We start from the raw sequence: 16,523 nt of genomic DNA, 5'->3' as shown, positions 1-16,523 counted from the left end.
ACGCGCGGGCGGCGGCACGCCGGAGGAATCGGCGCGATGAAGTTGTTCCAGCGCGCGCAGCGCTCCCTGTTCGGCGAGATCCTCGACTGGATGCTCACGCCGCTGCTGCTGCTGGTGCCGGTGAGCATCGGCGTCACCTGGCTGGTGGCGCAGGGCATCGCCAACGCGCCCTACGACCGCGCGCTGGAGCACAACGTGAAGGCGCTGGCCGAGCTGGTGACGGTGAAGGAAGGACACGCGCAGTTCGTGCTCTCGCAGTCGGCGCGCGAGATCCTGCGCGCCGACGAGACCGGCCACGTCTACTACCAGCTGCTCGACGGCTACGACAACCTGCTCAGCGGCGAGCGCGACATCCCGCAGCCCGGGCTCGACGAGCCGCTGCCGCCCGGCCAGGTCTTCCTGCACAACAGCGACGTGCACGGCCAGCCGGTGCGCGTGGCCTCGATGTGGATCGCCAGCGGCACCGACGACGTGCCGCCCACGCTGCTGCAGCTGGCCGAGACGCGCGAGAAGCAGTCGGTGCTGGCGGCCGAGATCATCAAGGGCGTGCTGCTGCCGCAGTTCGCCATCCTGCCGCTGGCGGTGCTGCTGATCTGGCTGGCGCTGGTGCGCGGCATCAAGCCGCTGTCGGTGGTGGAGGCGCGCATCCGCGAGCGCCGCCCGGGCGACCTGAGCCCGCTGGACGAATCCTCGGTGCCGCTGGAAGTGGTGCCGCTGGTGTCCTCGGTGAACGAATTGCTGGACAAGCTCAACGATTCCATTGGCACGCAGAAGCGCTTCCTGGCCGACGCGGCGCACCAGCTGAAAACGCCGCTGGCGGGCCTGCGCATGCAGGCCGACCTGGCGCAGCGCGAGGGCGCCAACGCCGACGAACTGAAGCAGTCGCTCAAGCAGATCGGCCGCGCGAGCAAGCGCGCCACGCACACGGTGAACCAGCTGCTGTCGCTGGCGCGCGCCGAGGGCAACAGCGCCAACGCGCACCACCAGCCCTGCGACCTCGCGAAGCTGACCATCGAGGTGGTGCGCGAGGCGGTGCCCCGCGCCATCGAGAAGCGCATCGACCTGGGCTACGACGGCGTCGAGCCCGGCGCGCCGGGCGTGGTGTTCGACGGCAACGCCACGCTGCTGAAGGAGCTGGTGCGCAACCTGGTCGACAACGCGATCAACTACACGCCCTCGACGCCCGAGCGCCCCGGCCTGATCACCGTGCGCGTGCTAGCCGACCCCTTCGGCCACGTGCTGCTGCTCCAGGTGGAGGACAACGGCCCCGGCATCGCCGAGGCCGACCGCGAACTGGTGTTCGAGCCCTTCTACCGCGTGCTCGGCAACGAGGCCGACGGCTCGGGGCTGGGCCTGCCGATCGTGCTGGAGATCGCGAACCAGCACCGCGCGCAGGTGAAGCTGGAGGACGCGCATCCCGGCAAGCAGCCGCCGGGCGCGCTCTTCACGGTCCGATTCGAAGGCGAGCAGCCGTCCTGAGACGGCAGCGGGAGTTCGTCAGGGCGCCGGCGCGGCGGCCTTCGGCGCTTCCTTGCGGATCTGCAGCCACTCGGGGTGGATCTGCCGCGCCATGCGCTGCGGCTCGCGCTCCGCGAGGCTGGCCGGCGCGAGCCCGAAGCCCGCGAGATCGCCGCGCGCCCAGAGGAAGTAGCCGGCATTGGCCAGCAACAGGACGACGAGGAGCAGGCGCAGCTTCATGGTGAAGATCAGAAAGGCATGCCGCGAGGGCGCACGCTCACTTCATCGCTGGAAATGAGCTGCAGGCCGGCGTCGGTGCGCACCTGCAGTTCGCCGCCCCAGGCCACGCCCTCGCACAGGCCTGCGGTGCCGTCGCTGAGCGCCACCTCGCGCCCGCGCAGCACGTCGCGCGCGGCAAAACGTTCGGCGAAAGGAGCAAAGCCGCGGGCCTCGAAGTCGAGCACCGTCCGTACCAGAGGCTCGGCCAGTTCGGCCAGCACCTCGGGAGCACTGGCTCCGGGACGCCACTGGTGCAGCCATGCCGGCGGCGTGCGCATGCCGTCGCCCTCGCGCGCGCCGATGTTGATGCCGATGCCGATCACCACATAGCGCGACGCATCCGGGCCGCCGTCGGAGGGCAGGGCGGTTTCGATGAGGATGCCGACCAGCTTGCGGTCGTCGACCCACACGTCGTTGGGCCACTTGAGGCCGATCTTGTGCGCGCCCGAGGGGTCGAGCCCCTCGGCCACCGCCACGCCGACGGCCAGCGACAGGCCCGACCAGTCGGCGGGTGCGAGCGGCATGCCCAGCGAGAAGGTCAGCGAGACAGCCGCGTCCTGCTGCGCACCGCTCTGCCAGGGGCGCCCGAGCCGGCCGCGCCCGGCCGTCTGGCGCTCGGCCACGAGCAGCACGGGCTCGACGCGACCGGCGCGCGCGCGGCGCATCAGCTCGGTGTTGGTGGAATCTATTTCCGCCACCGCCTCGACCGCGAAGCCGGGCACCAGCGGCGCGACCGACGCGGCGATCCGGTCCTGGAACCAGTCGGCGGTGCTGCTGTTGCTCATGGTCAGTCCTTTGCGGACTTGTCTTTCTTCGCGGATTTCTTTTGCGCTTTCGCCTCAGCCTTCTTTTCGGCCTTTTTGGCTTCCTTTTTCTTCGCTTCTTTTTTCTCGGCCTTTTTCTTTTCGGCTTTTTTCTTTGCCTTCTTCTTCTTTTTCTTTTCCTCGTCCTCATCCTTGGGTGTCAGCAGCGTGCCGCGGCACTGCTCCGAGCCGCACCAGCAGGGAAATTCGGAAAGCAGCTTGGGCGTGTACGGCTCGTCGATGATCAGGCCGTAGTCGTAGTTGAGCTCCTCGCCGGCGGCGATGTTGCGCAGCGCCTTGATATAAACGCGCCCATCGACTTCGTCGGCTTCGCAGTTCGGCTCGCACGAGTGGTTGATCCATCGTGCATCGTTGCCCTTGACGTTGCCGTCGATCACGCGGCCGTCGTCGATGTGGAAGTAGAAGGTGTGGTTCGGCTGGGTCGGGTCGTGCGGATGGCGGCGCAGCGCCTCCTTCCAGCTGATGACTTCGCCCTTGTATTCGATCAGCGTCTCGCCTTCGGCCAGGTCCTGCACGGCGAACACGCCGTTGCCGTGGACATCGGAGCGCCGCATCTGGATGCGGCGGCCGCCGGAACGATCCTTGCCGGGCTGCGCGTCCGCCTCGGGGAGCGCGGTGGCCTGCGTATCACGACCGGCCGGAAGTGGGGATTTGGAAGGCATCGCCGAAGTCTGTTAGTTTGAATATGCACACACATGCGCGTGTGCGCGTGCGCACGCGGAAGCCGCAGATTGTATGTGGCCCCCACGCTCCTGCACTGCGTGTCGTCGCTGCCCCCCGAGGGGGCCGCAGGCCGCCTTGGGGCGGCCCGGCGCCGGCCTGAATTTTTTTAGGAACTGTTGATGAAGACGTTGGTAATCGCAGAAAAGCCGTCGGTGGCGCAGGACATCGTCCGCGCTCTCACGCCGGTCGCAGGGAAATTCGACAAACACGACGAGCATTTCGAGAACGACAGCTATGTCGTGACCAGCGCGGTCGGTCACCTGGTCGAAATCCAGGCGCCCGAGGAATTCGACGTCAAGCGCGGCAAGTGGAGCTTCGCCAACCTGCCGGTGATTCCGCCGCACTTCGACCTGAAGCCCGTCGACAAGACCAAGACGCGCCTGAACGCGGTGGTCAAGCAGGCCAAGCGCAAGGACGTGACGCAGCTCATCAACGCATGCGACGCGGGGCGCGAGGGCGAGCTGATCTTCCGCCTGATCGAGCAGTACGCGGGCGGCAAGTCGGGGCTGAACAAGCCGGTCAAGCGCCTCTGGCTGCAGTCGATGACGCCGCAGGCCATCCGCGAGGGCTTCGACGCGCTGCGCACCGAGAAGCAGATGCAGGGCCTGGCCGATGCCGCGCGCTCGCGCTCGGAGGCCGACTGGCTGGTGGGCATCAACGGCACGCGCGCCATGACCGCCTTCAATTCGCGCGATGGCGGCTTCTTCCTCACGACCGTGGGCCGCGTGCAGACGCCCACGCTGTCGGTGGTGGTGGAGCGCGAGGAGCAGATCCGCAAGTTCGTCTCGCGCGACTACTGGGAAATCCACGGCACCTTCGCGGCCGAGGCCGGCGAGTACCCGGGCAAGTGGTTCAACCCCGACTGGAAGAAGGCGAACGCACCGCTCTTGCCCAACGGCGAGCCCGACCCCGAGCAGCGCGCCGACCGCGTCTGGAACGAGCAGGAAGCCCGCGCCATCGCCGATGCCGCGCGCGGCAAGCCGGCCACCGTCACCGAAGAGAGCAAGCCCACCACGCAGGCCTCGCCGCTGCTGTTCGACCTGACCTCGCTGCAGCGCGAGGCCAACAGCCGCTTCGGCTTCAGCGCCAAGACCACGCTGGCGCTGGCGCAGAGCCTGTACGAGCGCCACAAGGCGCTGACCTACCCGCGTACCGATTCGCGCGCGCTGCCCGAGGACTACCTGCCGGTGGTCAAGCAGACCATGGGCATGCTGGCCAACAGCGGCATGAAGCACCTTGCGCCCTTCGCCCAGCAGGCGGTGGACGGCAACTACGTGAAGCCCAACAAGCGCATCTTCGACAACGCGAAGGTGTCGGACCACTTCGCCATCATCCCGACGCTGCAGGCGCCCAGCGGCCTGAGCGAGGCCGAGCAGAAGCTCTACGACTTCGTCGTGCGGCGCTTTCTCTCGGTGTTCTTCCCGAGCGCCGAATACCAGGTGACCACGCGCGTCAGCACGGTGGAGCAGGCCGGCAGGAAGTACCCGTTCCGCACCGACGGCAAGGTGCTGGTGAAGCCGGGCTGGCTCGCCATCTACGGCAAGGAAGCGCAGGACGACGAGAAGGAAGACGACAAGGACGGCAAGCGCCTCGTGCCGGTGAAGCCGGGCGAGATCGTGAAGGCCGAGTCGGTCGACACCAAGGGCCTGAAGACGCGCCCGCCGGCACGCTACTCCGAAGCCACGCTGCTGGGCGCCATGGAAGGCGCGGGCAAGACCATCGACGACGACGAGCTCCGCGAGGCCATGCAGGAGAAGGGCCTTGGCACGCCGGCCACGCGCGCGGCAACCATCGAAGGACTGATCGCCGAGAAGTACATCCTGCGCGAGGGCCGCGAGCTGATTCCGACGGCCAAGGCCTTCCAGCTCATGACGCTGCTGCGCGGCCTGGGCGTGGAGGAACTCTCCAAGGCCGAGTTGACCGGCGAGTGGGAATACAAGCTCGCGCAGATGGAGAAGGGCGCGCTCAGCCGCGACGCCTTCATGCGCGAGATCGCCGAGATGACGCAGCACATCGTCAAGAAGGCCAAGGAATACGACCGCGACACCGTGCCGGGCGACTACGCCACGCTGCGCACGCCGTGCCCCAACTGCGGCGGCGTCGTGAAGGAAAACTACCGCCGCTATGCCTGCACCGGCAAGAGCGGCACGGGCGAGGACGCCTGCGGCTTCTCGTTCGGCAAGTCGCCCGCCGGTCGCACCTTCGAAGTGGAAGAGGCCGAGGCGCTGCTGCGCGACAAGCACATCGGCCCGCTGGAGGGCTTCCGCTCCAAGGCCGGCTGGCCGTTCACCTCCGAGATCGTCATCAAGTTCGACGAGGAGGCGAAGAACTGGAAGCTGGAGTTCGACTTCGGCGACGACAAGAACGAGGAAAGCGGCGAAATCGTCGACTTCAGCGAGCAGGACACCGTCGGCCCCTGCCCGGTGTGCGGCGCGCCGGTGTTCGAGCACGGCAGCAACTACGTCTGCGAGAAGTCGGTGCCCACCAATTCGCAGCCCACGCCGAGCTGCACCTTCAAGACCGGCAAGATCATCCTGCAGCAGCCCGTGGAGCGCGCGCAGATGGAGAAGCTGCTGGCCACCGGCAAGACCGACCTCCTCGACAAGTTCGTGAGCATGCGCACGCGCCGCCCCTTCAAGGCCTTCCTGACCTGGAACGCGGAAGAGGGCAAGGTGACCTTCGAGTTCGCGCCGCGCGAGGGCGCAAGCAAGTTCCCGCCGCGCAAGACCTTCGCCGGCAAGACCGCCGCCGCCAAGAAGACGGCAGCGGCGAAGAAGACGCCCGCGGCCAAGAAGGCACCGGCCGCGAAGAAGGCCGCCGCGCCGCGCAAGACCGGCGCGGGCCTCAAGCCCAGCGACGCACTCGCGGCGGTGATCGGCAACGAGCCGGTCGCGCGCACCGAAGTCGTGAAGAAGCTCTGGGACTACATCAAGGCCAACGGCCTGCAGGACGCCAAGGACAAGCGCTCGATCAACGCCGACGCCAAGCTCAAGCCGGTGTTCGGCAAGGACCAGGTGACGATGTTCGAGCTCGCGGGCATCGTGGGCAAGCACCTCTCGGCGCCCTGAGCATGCTGCGCAGACACTTCGCCACGAGCGTGGCACTGTCGATTGCAGTGCTCGGCGGCATGGGCACGGCGCACGCCGCCGCGTGGCCCGACAAGCCGGTCAAGCTGGTGGTGCCGTTCCCGCCAGGGCAAGCCACCGACATCTTCGCCCGCGCCCTGGCCGAGCAGCTCGGCAAGCGGCTGGGCCAGCCGGTGGTGGTCGACAACAAGGCCGGCGCCGGCAGCAACATCGGCACCGAGTTCGTGGTGCGCTCGCAGCCCGACGGCTACACGCTGGTGGTGGCGGGCAGCGCGATGGCGGTGAACCAGACGCTCTACGCCAAGCCGGGCTTCGACCCGCGCAAGGACCTGGTCGGCATCTCGCTCGTCGCCAAGGTGCCGCTCGTCTTCCTGGCCACGCCCGAGAGCGGCATCCGCACGCTGGCCGAGCTCACCGCGCGCGCCAAGGCCGAACCCGGCCGGCTGAGCTACGCGAGCGCCGGCATCGGCGGCACGCAGCATCTGTCGGGCGAGATGTACAAGGCGGCGGCGCATGTGTTCGTCACGCACATTCCGTACCGGGGCAGCGGCCCTGCGCAGTCGGACTTCCTGGGCAACCAGGTGCCGCTGATGATCGACTCGGTGACGGCCGCGCTGCCGCACATCAAGTCGGGCCGGGCGGTGCCGCTGGCCGTGACCTCGGCCACGCGCTCCTCGCAGCTGCCCGACGTGCCCACGGTGCGCGAAAGCGGCGTGGCGGGCACCAAGAACTTCGAGGCCGTCGGCTGGCTCGGCCTGATGGCGCCGCGCGGCACGCCGGGCGATGTCGTCGAGCGCCTGAACCGCGAGGTGACCGACATCCTCAGGAGCGAGCAGATGGCGCGCTTCATCCGCGAGCGCGGCGCCGAGCCCGCACCGACGGCGCCGGCCGAGTTCGACCGCTTCGTGGCGAGCGAGATCGGCGTGTGGGGCGCTGCGGTGAAGGCTTCGGGCGCCAAGCCCGAATAGGGCACCGGGCAGGTCGGCGCCGTCAACAACCCTGTCGGCGCCGGGTCTGTTTGTTACAGGCCGTCCCGGCCGCCGGGCCTATAGTGGCCCGGACCCCACCATCCAGGAGATTCCGTTGAAGTCGTCTTTCATCGCAGCCGCATTCGCGATCGCAATGGGCGTGCTGGCCACGGGCTGCGCCGGCACGGGTTCCGCCGGCAACCCCGGTTCCTCGGCCGCGACGCCAACCAGCGGCAGCGGCGTCACGGTGTTCGGCACCATCGACGCCAGCGTCAGCGGCTACAAGAACAGCAGCAGCCCGCGCTGACCCTCGTTCAGGCCACGCCCTTCAGGTAGCCATGCAGCGCGGCACGCAGCTGCCGTGACAGCGCCTGCAGGTCGGGCCGCTCGCCCGTGCCGATGTGCAGGTGCGCGAACAGGCCGTAGATGATGGTCTGGCACACGCGGGCGACTTCCTTCTTCTGGCAGTCCGGCGACAGGTCGATGGCCGCGTCGAGCACGCCCACCCACTCGGCCACGAAACGGTCGTACATCTTGCGGTAGGCCTCGGGGCCCGAGAGGTGCCGCTCCAGCAGGTAGTGCGCGCCCCAGGCAAGGGGCTGCGCGCGGTGCGCCTCCAGCTGCGCGTCGATCACCGCGTCCACGATCTGCGCGAGCGGCCGGCCCGCGTGCGCGGCGACGGCCGCTCGCATGTCCAGCAGCAGCGCCTTGGAGCGCAGGTGCAGGCACACGCGCGCCAGGTCGTCCTTGCTCGCGAAGTATTCGTAGAAGCTGCCGAGCCCCGTGCCCGCCACCGACACGATCTCGCGGATGGTGATGGCGGCGTATCCCTTCTCGACCAAAAGCCGAACAAAGGCTTCCTGCAACGCCTGCGAGGTGTGGCGCGCGCGGGACTGGCGCGGCTTTCGCCTCGGGACGGCGGCCGGGGCGCGGGCGGTCGCCATCAGCGCGGCGGAACCCGAACACCTCGCGGGCGGGTTGTTCCTAGAATTTTTGGACCCATCGAACGGCATTCTGCAATGGCCCACGCCCCCGACGACTCCGACGAATCCCGCCCCGCCGTCTTCACCTCGCAAGGCGAGGACGCATGGCTTCCCAGCGAACACTCGCGCGGCCCCTGGGACCCGCGCGCGCAGCACGGCGGCGCGCCCGCCGCGCTGCTGGTGCACGTGGCCGAGCGCGCCGCGCCGGGGCCGGGCTGGCAGCTGGCGCGGCTCACCCTCGAGCTGGTGAAGCCGGTGCCGCTGGCGCCGCTCGTCACGCGCACGCAGGTGCAGTCCTCGCGCTCCACGGTGCGCGTGGGCATCGACCTGCTGGCAGGCGAGGTGCTGGTGGCGCGGGCGCACGCGCTGCTGCTGGCGGGACAGTCGCTGGCGCTGCCGCCCGGCCTGCCGGGCTGGCCGCAGGAGCCGCTGCGGCCGCTGCCGCGCGACTGCACCGAGCGCGTGCGCATTCCGGGCCTGCCACAGGGCACGTCGTTCTACGGCACGGCCATGGAGACGCGCGTGGCCGAGGGCGATTCGACCCGGCCGGGCCCTTGCTCCGCATGGTTCCGCCTCGCGGTGCCGCTCTTGCACGGCGCGGCCACCTCGCCCGCCATGCGCGCCGCGGCGGCGGCCGACTTCGGCAACGGCCTGAGCTGGGTGCTGCCGGCCGAGCGCTACCTGTTCACCAACGCCGACCTGAGCCTGAACCTGTTCCGCGTGCCACAGGGCGAGTGGATCGGCCTGCGCTCGGCCACCGAGGTGCACGGCGGCGGCGCGGGCCTGGTCTCGTCCTGCCTCTACGACGAGCAGGGGCCCATCGGCCTCGCCACCCAGACGCTGGTGCTGCGCGAACGAAGCCCCGCTGCCTGACCCGCCCCGCAACGATCAACCGGAGAGAGACAAGCATGACCACCACCGGCATCCACCCCGACAACCAGGTCCCCGAACTCAAGGACTACAACGTCTACACCAGCGACCCCACGCTGCGCGCCTCGGTGACGCGCGGCGGTGCCGCATGGCGCGACGACGAACTGGCGCGCCAGGGCGCGGAGTACGGCGCCGAGGCCACGCTGCACGCCGCGGAAGACGCCAACCGCCACGAGCCCGAGCTGCACACCCACTCGCGCACCGGCGAGCGCATCGACCAGGTGAGCTTCCACCCCGCCTGGCACACGATGATGGGCATCGCCCGGCGCAACGGCATCGCCAACCTGCCGTTCTTCGACGAGCGGCCCTCGGCCTGGGTGGGCTACGGCGCGTCGCTGTACATGCACAGCCAGATCGAGTCGGGCTCGACCTGCCCGACCACCATGACCAAGGCCTGCATCCCGGTGGTGCGGCGCAACGCGGCGCTGTATGCCGCGCTGCGCGACAAGCTGGCGTCGAACGAGCACGACGCGCGCGACATTCCGCTCGTAGGCAAGACATCGATCACCGTCGGCATGGGCATGACCGAAAAGCAGGGCGGCAGCGACGTGCGCACGAACACCACGCGCGCCGTGCCGGCCGGCGCCGGACCGTGGGGCGAGGAATTCCTCATCACCGGCCACAAGTGGTTCTTCTCCGCGCCAATGTGCGACGGCCACCTGGTGCTGGCGAAGACCGACGAGCACGGCTCCTCGTGCTTCTTCGTGCCGCGGTGGCGGCCCGACGGCGACAAGAACGCGGTGCACATCCAGCGGCTGAAGGACAAGGTCGGCAACCGCTCCAATTCGAGCAGCGAAGTCGAGTTCAAGGATGCCTGGGGCGTGCTCGTGGGCGACGAAGGCCGGGGCATCCCGACCATCATCGAGATGGCGACCGTGACCCGGCTCGATTGCGCGCTGGCCAGCGCCGGCTTCATGCGCCAGGGCTTCGCGCAGGCGCTGCACTACGCGCGCAACCGCCATGCCTTCGGCAAGGCCCTGGCCGACCAGCCGGTGATGACCGCGCTGCTGGCCGACATGGCGCTCGAATCGCAGGCCGCCACGCTGCTGGCGATGGGGCTGGCCTCGCGCTTCGGCTCGACGGCGCCGCTGGACACGGCCTGGCGTCGCCTGCTCACGCCCGCCGCCAAGTTCTGGAACTGCAAGCGCGCGGTGGCGCTCACCGGCGAGGCGATGGAAGTGTTCGGCGGCAATGGCTATGTGGAAGAAGGGCCGATGGGCCGGCTCTTCCGCGAGGCGCCCGTCAACTCGATCTGGGAAGGCTCGGGCAACGTGATGTGCCTGGACGTGCTGCGCGCCGTCTCGCGCAACCCCGACGACGTGCACCTCGTGCTCGACCAGCTGCATGAAGTCGCCACCGGCGAGCCCCGCGTGCAGGACGCGCTGCAGGCCGTGCGCAAGATGACGCAGCTGCCGCCGCAGGAGCTGGAGCAGCAGGCGCGCCGCTTCACGCAGCGCCTGGTGCTGGCCGCGCAGGCCTGCCTGATGCTGGAGCACGCGAGCGCGCAGGAGTCGGCCGCGTTCCTGTCGAGCCGTTTCGACCCCGACTGGGGGCCGGTGACGGGCATCAGTGCCGGCACTTCCGATCCGGCAGCGCTGCTGCGCGCCGCGTGGCGCTGAACGCCTGGGGGCGCGCCGCCTAGCCCCGCCTTCTCAGCAGCGCCTGCCGCAGCACCCGCGCGGCGCGGTCGCGGATCTTGCCGGGGCCGGAGCGCGGCGTGGTCTTCGGCGCGACCTTGGCGGTGGCGCAGGCCCAGAGGAAGTCGTGCAGGATCGGCGTGTCGTCCACAGTCTCGGTGCTGCCGTACTTGTGGAACTCGGGGTGCCACTGGGTGGCCGAGATGTAGCTGCGGCCCTTCTCTGGGCGGCGGCGGATGGCCTCGGGCACGCGGTCGGGCAGGCTCCAGGCCTCGATCTCGAAGCCCGGCGCGAGCCCCTTGATGCCCTGGTGATGGATGCTGTTGACGCGCGCCGTGCGTACGTGCGGATAAAGCTTGGAAAGCCGCGTGCCCTCGACGATCTCGATATCGTGGAAGTTCTGGTCGTAGGTCACGGGGTCGCGATGCTTCAGCGTCTGGGGGTGCCCGTGCTGCTCCTCGATGTCCTGGTAGAGCGTGCCGCCGAAGGCCACGTTGATGAGCTGCAGCCCCCGGCACACGCCGAAGATGGGCTTGCCGGCCTGCTCGAAGGCTTCGACCAGCGCGAGGTCGTAGAGGTCGCGGATGCGGTCGCCGATCCAGGCGTCCTTCAGTGGCACCTCGCCGTAGCTGCCTGGCCAGACGTCGGCGCCGCCGTGCATCACCACGCCGTCGAGCCACTCGGCATAGTGCGACAGCTTGGTGTCGCCGCGCGCGGTCTCGCCGGTGGGGCAGGGCACCATCACGACCATGGCGCCAGCGGACATGAGCCAGTGCGCGATCGACTGCTCGACGTACTGCAGGGTCTTGTTGGTGAAGAGCGAGCGGGCCGGGTCGGCATGCGAGAAGCAGGCGGACAGGCCGATCTTGAGCCTGGCGGAAACAGGTTGTGTCATCGCTGGACTGTCGTCGGTGGCAACCGGACGGGTGATGCGGAAAGGAAAGTCCATTTTGGCTCGTTGGCCTCTCGCGCGGGGTCGGACGACACGCCAAGTATGCTTTCAACGCTGCCCCAACGTACAAGGAAGACAAGCCGATGAAAACCATCAAGGGCCCAGCCATATTCCTGGCCCAGTTCGCGGGAGACGCCGCCCCCTTCAACACCCTCGACGGCATTGCCGGCTGGGCCGCCGGCCTGGGCTACAAGGGCGTGCAGATCCCGAGCTGGGACGCCCGCCTGTTCGACCTCAAGAAGGCGGCCGAAAGCAAGACCTACTGCGACGAGGTGAAGGGCACGCTGGCGGGCCACGGCCTGCAGATCACCGAACTCTCGACCCACCTGCAGGGCCAGCTGGTGGCGGTGCACCCGGCCTACGACGCGGGCTTCGACGGCTTCGCGGCGCCCGAGGTCCGCGGCGACCCGGTGCGCCGCCAGCAGTGGGCCGTCGAGCAGCTGCACTTCGCGGCGAAGGCCTCGGCCAACCTCGGGCTCACGGCGCACGCGACCTTCTCGGGCGCGCTGGCCTGGCCCTACCTCTATTCGTGGCCGCCGCGCCCGCCGGGACTGATCGAGGAAGCCTTCGACGAGCTCGCGCGCCGCTGGCGCCCCATCCTCGACGCCTTCGACGCCGTGGGCGTGGACGTGGGCTACGAGATCCACCCCGGCGAAGACCTGCACGACGGCGTGAGCTACGAGATGTTCCTGGAGCGCGTGAACAACCACCCGCGCGCCTGCCTGCTGTACGACCCGAGCCACTTCATGCTGCAGCAGCTCGACTACCTGGCCTACATTGACCACTACCACGAGCGCATCAAGATCTTCCACGTGAAGGACGCCGAGTTCAACCCGACCGGCAAGCAGGGCGTGTACGGCGGCTTCCAGAGCTGGATCAACCGGGCAGGGCGCTTCCGCTCGCTGGGCGACGGGCAGGTCGACTTCAAGGCCATCTTCTCGAAGATGGCGCAGTACGACTTCCCGGGCTGGGCGGTGCTGGAGTGGGAGTGCTGCATCAAGCACCCCGAGGACGGCGCGCGCGAGGGCGCGAAGTTCATCGCCGACCACATCATCCGCGTGGCCGACCGCGCCTTCGACGACTTCGCGGCGGGCGGGGTGGACGTGGCGGCGAACAAGCGGATGCTGGGGGTCGGCTAGGCATCACGCATGGTCGCCTGCCTGGGTGGGCGGCCATCAGCCATCCGCAAACTCTCCCAGCGCCAGCAGGACGTTCTGCACCGCGTTGTCCTGATTTCTGGTTGCCCGGTGGGCCAGGCCGAGGGGGCGGGTGAGTCGCGGCTGCAGGTGCCGCGTCACGTATTCGGTGCGTTTTTCGTTTCTGGCATGCGGCTCCAGAGGAAGGATGGCGGCCGCGTGTCCTGCTTCGACCAGACTCTTGATGGCCTCGGGGTAGTTCAGGTGCATGCGCGCCCGGGGATTCAATCCGGCCTGGCCGAACCATGTCGCAATGAGCCGGTACATCTGCGTGGCCGGATCGAAGGAAATCCAGGGACGCTCTGCGAGCCACTGCGGCGTGATGAGCTTGGGAGATTTCCAGCTGCAAGGAACGATGGCCACCATGGGGTCGTGGCGCCACGGCGTGATGTTCACTCCCGCGCACGGGGCCTGCGGCATCGCGACGACGCCGATGTCCAAAGTGCCCGCCTGCAGCCGCGCGACGGCCTCCACAGAGCTCAGGATCTCCACCGTGACGTCGACGCCCGGACTGCGCATGGCCAGGCGCGCCAACAACGCAGGCAACAGATGAGCGCTGACACCGGCCGAGGAGCCGATGCGGACGACAGCTTCGCGCCCCTGCGACTTCCGGCGAACCAGGTCGCTCAGTCCGTCCGCGCTGGCGAGCAGCTTGCGGCCACCCTCCACCAGCGCCATCCCTGCGGGAGTCAGACGCAGCTGCCTTCGCCCGCGCTCGATCAGTGAAGCGCCCAGCCTCGACTCCAGCTCCCGGATGTGGAGGCTGATCGTCGGAGGCGCCAGGTGCAGCGCCTGCGCCGCCGCGGCCAGCGTCCCCAGATCCGCGATGGCCACGAGGGTCTGGACTTGGTCTAGGTTGAGATTCCTCATTCAGTTTTTCTGCGATTAGGCGATAGGAAATTCAACTTTACAAAGCAATCACCCGAAATCGACACTCCCTCATCGAAAAGGAATGGGAGGCGGCGTGAGCACTGATGTGTTTCTGGCGATTCTGCTGGCCGCGCTGATGAATGCGGCCTGGAACAGCGCCATCAAGATGGGGGGAGACAAGGTCGCGGTGATGGCGATGACGACGCTGTTCGGCAGCGTCATCTCCCTGTGCGCGCTGCCTTTCATCGGCCTTCATGCATCGACGGAATGGTGGCTGCTGGCGCTCTCCATCTGTATCCACACGATCTACCACTTCGTGCTGCCTCTGGCCTACAAGCACGGTGACCTGGGGCATGTCTACCCGATCGCGCGTGGCGGCGCGCCCGTGCTCGTGACCCTGGCGGCCGCGATGGCGCTCGGAGAGCTTCCGCCGCCCATCGGGGTCGTCGGCATCCTCTGCCTCAGCATGGGTGTGCTGGCATTCGCCTTTCAGCACCGCGCCCGAGGAATCGGCCATCGAGGAACGACCTACGCCTTGGCGACCAGCCTGCTGATCGCGTCCTACACCGTCGTGGACGGGCTGGGCGCGCGCGGATCGGAGTCCGCGCTGGGTTTTGCGGTCCTCCTGACCATTGGCGACGGCTTGGCCACGGCGCTCGTGGTTCTCTGCTGGAAAGGTCAGGCCGCCTTCCGCGTCGATCGGCGCACGCTTTCGTTGAGCGCTGTCGCAGGAACCCTGCAGATCGGGGCGTACTGGATCGCGGTATGGGCGCTGGCGCAAGCCCCCATGGGGCTTGTGTCCGCCTTGCGCGAGAGCAGCGTGCTGTTCGTCGCACTGATTTCCACCTATCTGCTCAAGGAACGGCTGGGGCTGCATCGCATCGCGTGCTCGGCGCTGGTCTTCGCGGGCATTTGTCTGGTGAAGCTCGGCCAATAGCCCGCGCGACCTTCCTTGGCAATGTTGAAGCGCCGAACGATTCACGAAGCGTTCCGGGCCTTCAGCCGAGCAACGCGCAGCGCTGAAGAATTGTGCGAGCGATGGTCGTACTGGTCGACCACCAAGCCCGCCAGCCTTCGGTGGCATATCAGACCCTCGCGCTACAGCAGCGTCGCCAACCGCCGGATCGCCCCGTCGATCTGCGCCTCGCCGATCAGCCCGTAGCCGAAGGCCAGCCCGTTGGGCGTGCCGGGCGCCAGCGGATCGAGCGCGAAGCGCGACAGCGGCGGCAGCGTGATGCCGGCCGCTGCGGCGCGCTCGACCACGGTGAAGTCGCGCGTGTCGCCATGCAGCCGTGCAGACAGATGCAGGCCGGCGCTCGACGGAATCGTCTCCAGCCGGCCCGCGCCGTGGCGCGACAGCGCCTCCAGCAGGGCGGTGCGCCGCGCGCCGTAGAGCTTGCGCATCTTGCGGATGTGGCGCGCGAGATGCCCCTCGGCGATGAAGGCTGCGAGCGCCTCCTGCCCGAGCACGGGGCCGTGCCAGTCGGCCAGTTCGCGCGATCGCACCAGCGCCGCGCGGGCCCAGGGCGGCGCGACCACGAAGCCCAGCCGCAGTGCGGGGAACAGGCTCTTGGAAAAGGTGCCGACGTAGAAGACCGACTCGGCGCGGTCCAGCGTCTGCAGCGCGTCGAGCGGGCGGCCGGCGAAGCGGAACTCGCTGTCGTAGTCGTCCTCGACGATCACCGCGTTGCGCTCGCGTGCGAAAGCCAGCAGCGCGGCGCGGCGCGGCGGCGACATCGCGACACCGGTGGGGAACTGGTGCGAGGGCGTCACGCAGACCACGCGCGCCTCAGGCGGAATGCGCTCCACGCACAGGCCCTCGGCGTCGGTGGGCACCGTCACCACCCGCGCGCCCGCCGCCAGCATCGCTTCGCGCAGCGAGGGGTAGAAAAGCTGCTCCACCGCGACCACCGTGCGCCCCGGCACGACCAGGATGCGCGCGAGCAGCCCGAAGGCCTGCTGGGCGCCGGCCGTGACCACGATGTCGTCGGCCGTGCAACCGACCGCGCGGGTGAACGACACATGCCCGGCGATGGCTTCGCGCAGCGCGGGCTGGCCTTGCGGGTCGGCGTAGTCGGCCGTCTGGCGCGCGACGCGGCGCAGGGCGCGGTCGCTCAGGCGGCGCCAGATGTCGAAGGGGAAGAGGCTCACGTCGGGCAGGCCGACGCGGAAGTCGTCGCGCGCGGGCGGCGGCTGCAGGGTGGGAGCGAGGTCGGCGCCGGGGACGCTCGCGGGCACGAGGCGGGGGTCGCGGCCGGCGGCCAAGGCTCTCCTGGGGGCAGGGCGCCGTCGGGACGCCGGCAGCGTGTCGGCCACGTAGGTGCCGGCGCCCGGCCGGGCGAGCAGGTAGCCCTCGCCCAGCAGCAGGTCGTAGGCCGCCAGCATGGTGTTGCGCGACACGCCCAGCCGCTGCGCCAGCGCCCGCGTGGCGGGCAGGCGCGCGCCGGGCTGCAGGCGGCCATCGAGGATGGCTGCGCGCAACTGGCGGTGCAGTTCGCGCAGCAGGTCGCGCGAGCCGGCGGGCGGCAGGCGGATGGCGAGTTCGAAAAGTGGCTCCATGAACTTCGCCGATTGTGGTTCTTTTGAAGAGCCACTTGCAAACCTATTCTGGAGGCAC

Annotated in this window: 15 protein-coding genes; 8 read left to right on the top strand and 7 right to left on the bottom strand. The window is 69.0% G+C overall.

What is annotated here, in order from left to right; all coding sequences use genetic code 11:
- Window positions 1–36: 36 nt before the first annotated feature.
- Window positions 37–1,479 carry a sensor histidine kinase gene (locus ACAM57_RS00370; protein WP_126021023.1) on the top strand — a complete coding sequence of 481 codons (1,443 nt, stop codon included), beginning with the start codon at window positions 37–39 and terminating at the stop codon, window positions 1,477–1,479.
- A gap of 18 nt (window positions 1,480–1,497) precedes the next feature.
- Here ACAM57_RS00370 and ACAM57_RS00365 read toward each other — a convergent pair whose 3' ends face one another.
- The 3 genes from ACAM57_RS00365 to ACAM57_RS00355 are packed head-to-tail and all read right to left on the bottom strand — an operon-like array spanning window position 1,498 to window position 3,115.
- The gene (locus ACAM57_RS00365; protein ID WP_126021022.1) at window positions 1,498–1,698 is read right to left on the bottom strand and encodes a sporulation protein; all 201 of its coding nucleotides are present in this window, start codon (window positions 1,696–1,698) and stop codon (window positions 1,498–1,500) included.
- 8 nt (window positions 1,699–1,706) lie between these two features.
- Window positions 1,707–2,522: a biotin--[acetyl-CoA-carboxylase] ligase gene (locus tag ACAM57_RS00360; RefSeq protein WP_369660341.1), complete on the bottom strand. Its 816-nt coding sequence runs from the start codon at window positions 2,520–2,522 to the stop codon at window positions 1,707–1,709.
- 2 nt (window positions 2,523–2,524) lie between these two features.
- Window positions 2,525–3,115: an SET domain-containing protein gene (locus ACAM57_RS00355; RefSeq protein ID WP_369662505.1), complete on the bottom strand. Its 591-nt coding sequence runs from the start codon at window positions 3,113–3,115 to the stop codon at window positions 2,525–2,527.
- Window positions 3,116–3,400: 285 nt separating this feature from the next.
- Between ACAM57_RS00355 and ACAM57_RS00350 the strand changes: the two genes are divergently transcribed.
- The 3 genes from ACAM57_RS00350 to ACAM57_RS00340 all read left to right on the top strand — a co-directional run bounded on the left by ACAM57_RS00350 (window position 3,401) and on the right by ACAM57_RS00340 (window position 7,645).
- On the top strand, window positions 3,401–6,352 hold the full coding sequence (locus tag ACAM57_RS00350; protein ID WP_369660340.1) for a DNA topoisomerase III: 2,952 nt from the start codon (window positions 3,401–3,403) through the stop codon (window positions 6,350–6,352).
- 59 nt (window positions 6,353–6,411) lie between these two features.
- Window positions 6,412–7,338, top strand: coding sequence for a tripartite tricarboxylate transporter substrate binding protein (locus ACAM57_RS00345; RefSeq protein ID WP_369662504.1), 927 nt, complete (start codon window positions 6,412–6,414; stop codon window positions 7,336–7,338).
- 115 nt (window positions 7,339–7,453) lie between these two features.
- Window positions 7,454–7,645, top strand: a complete 192-nt coding sequence (locus ACAM57_RS00340; protein ID WP_184639854.1) for a hypothetical protein — start codon at window positions 7,454–7,456, stop codon at window positions 7,643–7,645.
- A 7-nt stretch (window positions 7,646–7,652) separates the two neighbouring features.
- On the opposite strand, the gene ACAM57_RS00335 is transcribed toward ACAM57_RS00340, so the two are convergent.
- Window positions 7,653–8,282: a TetR/AcrR family transcriptional regulator gene (locus tag ACAM57_RS00335; protein ID WP_369660339.1), complete on the bottom strand. Its 630-nt coding sequence runs from the start codon at window positions 8,280–8,282 to the stop codon at window positions 7,653–7,655.
- Between the two features lie 75 nt (window positions 8,283–8,357).
- On the opposite strand from ACAM57_RS00335, the gene ACAM57_RS00330 reads away from it, so the two are divergent.
- On the top strand, window positions 8,358–9,194 hold the full coding sequence (locus ACAM57_RS00330; protein WP_369660338.1) for a thioesterase family protein: 837 nt from the start codon (window positions 8,358–8,360) through the stop codon (window positions 9,192–9,194).
- A 35-nt stretch (window positions 9,195–9,229) separates the two neighbouring features.
- Window positions 9,230–10,870 carry an acyl-CoA dehydrogenase family protein gene (locus ACAM57_RS00325; protein WP_369660337.1) on the top strand — a complete coding sequence of 547 codons (1,641 nt, stop codon included), beginning with the start codon at window positions 9,230–9,232 and terminating at the stop codon, window positions 10,868–10,870.
- Window positions 10,871–10,889: 19 nt separating this feature from the next.
- On the opposite strand, the gene ACAM57_RS00320 is transcribed toward ACAM57_RS00325, so the two are convergent.
- On the bottom strand, window positions 10,890–11,783 hold the full coding sequence (locus tag ACAM57_RS00320) for a gamma-glutamyl-gamma-aminobutyrate hydrolase family protein (RefSeq protein ID WP_369660336.1): 894 nt from the start codon (window positions 11,781–11,783) through the stop codon (window positions 10,890–10,892).
- A 140-nt stretch (window positions 11,784–11,923) separates the two neighbouring features.
- On the opposite strand from ACAM57_RS00320, the gene ACAM57_RS00315 reads away from it, so the two are divergent.
- The gene (locus ACAM57_RS00315; protein WP_369660335.1) at window positions 11,924–12,979 is read left to right on the top strand and encodes a sugar phosphate isomerase/epimerase family protein; all 1,056 of its coding nucleotides are present in this window, start codon (window positions 11,924–11,926) and stop codon (window positions 12,977–12,979) included.
- A 36-nt stretch (window positions 12,980–13,015) separates the two neighbouring features.
- On the opposite strand, the gene ACAM57_RS00310 is transcribed toward ACAM57_RS00315, so the two are convergent.
- Complete coding sequence (locus ACAM57_RS00310) at window positions 13,016–13,906, bottom strand: LysR family transcriptional regulator (RefSeq protein WP_369660334.1); 891 nt, start codon at window positions 13,904–13,906, stop codon at window positions 13,016–13,018.
- Window positions 13,907–14,000: 94 nt separating this feature from the next.
- Here ACAM57_RS00310 and ACAM57_RS00305 point away from each other — a divergent pair, with 94 nt between their 5' ends.
- Entirely contained in the window at window positions 14,001–14,843 is an 843-nt protein-coding gene (locus ACAM57_RS00305) for an EamA family transporter (protein ID WP_369660333.1), read from the top strand.
- Between the two features lie 161 nt (window positions 14,844–15,004).
- On the opposite strand, the gene ACAM57_RS00300 is transcribed toward ACAM57_RS00305, so the two are convergent.
- Entirely contained in the window at window positions 15,005–16,465 is a 1,461-nt protein-coding gene (locus ACAM57_RS00300; RefSeq protein WP_369660332.1) for a PLP-dependent aminotransferase family protein, read from the bottom strand.
- Window positions 16,466–16,523: the final 58 nt, after the last annotated feature.

Origin of the sequence: Variovorax sp. V15, assembly GCF_041154425.1 — a bacterium.
GTDB classification, from domain to species: Bacteria; Pseudomonadota; Gammaproteobacteria; order Burkholderiales; family Burkholderiaceae_C; genus Variovorax; species Variovorax guangxiensis.
Note: the sequence above shows the minus strand (reverse complement) of the source record. Positions and strands in the feature narration are given on the sequence as shown.

Bases quoted from the DNA above. Each gene is read 5' to 3' on its own strand.
- ACAM57_RS00360 (WP_369660341.1), bottom strand. From the start codon at position 2,522: ATGAGCAACAGCAGCACCGCCGACTGGTTCCAGGACCGGATCGCCGCG.
- ACAM57_RS00345 (WP_369662504.1), top strand. From the start codon at position 6,412: ATGGGCACGGCGCACGCCGCCGCGTGGCCCGACAAGCCGGTCAAGCTG.
- ACAM57_RS00310 (WP_369660334.1), bottom strand. From the start codon at position 13,906: ATGAGGAATCTCAACCTAGACCAAGTCCAGACCCTCGTGGCCATCGCG.
- ACAM57_RS00355 (WP_369662505.1), bottom strand. From the start codon at position 3,115: ATGCGGCGCTCCGATGTCCACGGCAACGGCGTGTTCGCCGTGCAGGAC.
- ACAM57_RS00365 (WP_126021022.1), bottom strand. From the start codon at position 1,698: ATGAAGCTGCGCCTGCTCCTCGTCGTCCTGTTGCTGGCCAATGCCGGC.
- ACAM57_RS00315 (WP_369660335.1), top strand. From the start codon at position 11,924: ATGAAAACCATCAAGGGCCCAGCCATATTCCTGGCCCAGTTCGCGGGA.
- ACAM57_RS00335 (WP_369660339.1), bottom strand. From the start codon at position 8,282: ATGGCGACCGCCCGCGCCCCGGCCGCCGTCCCGAGGCGAAAGCCGCGC.
- ACAM57_RS00300 (WP_369660332.1), bottom strand. From the start codon at position 16,465: ATGGAGCCACTTTTCGAACTCGCCATCCGCCTGCCGCCCGCCGGCTCG.
- ACAM57_RS00325 (WP_369660337.1), top strand. From the start codon at position 9,230: ATGACCACCACCGGCATCCACCCCGACAACCAGGTCCCCGAACTCAAG.
- ACAM57_RS00370 (WP_126021023.1), top strand. From the start codon at position 37: ATGAAGTTGTTCCAGCGCGCGCAGCGCTCCCTGTTCGGCGAGATCCTC.
- ACAM57_RS00320 (WP_369660336.1), bottom strand. From the start codon at position 11,783: ATGACACAACCTGTTTCCGCCAGGCTCAAGATCGGCCTGTCCGCCTGC.
- ACAM57_RS00330 (WP_369660338.1), top strand. From the start codon at position 8,358: ATGGCCCACGCCCCCGACGACTCCGACGAATCCCGCCCCGCCGTCTTC.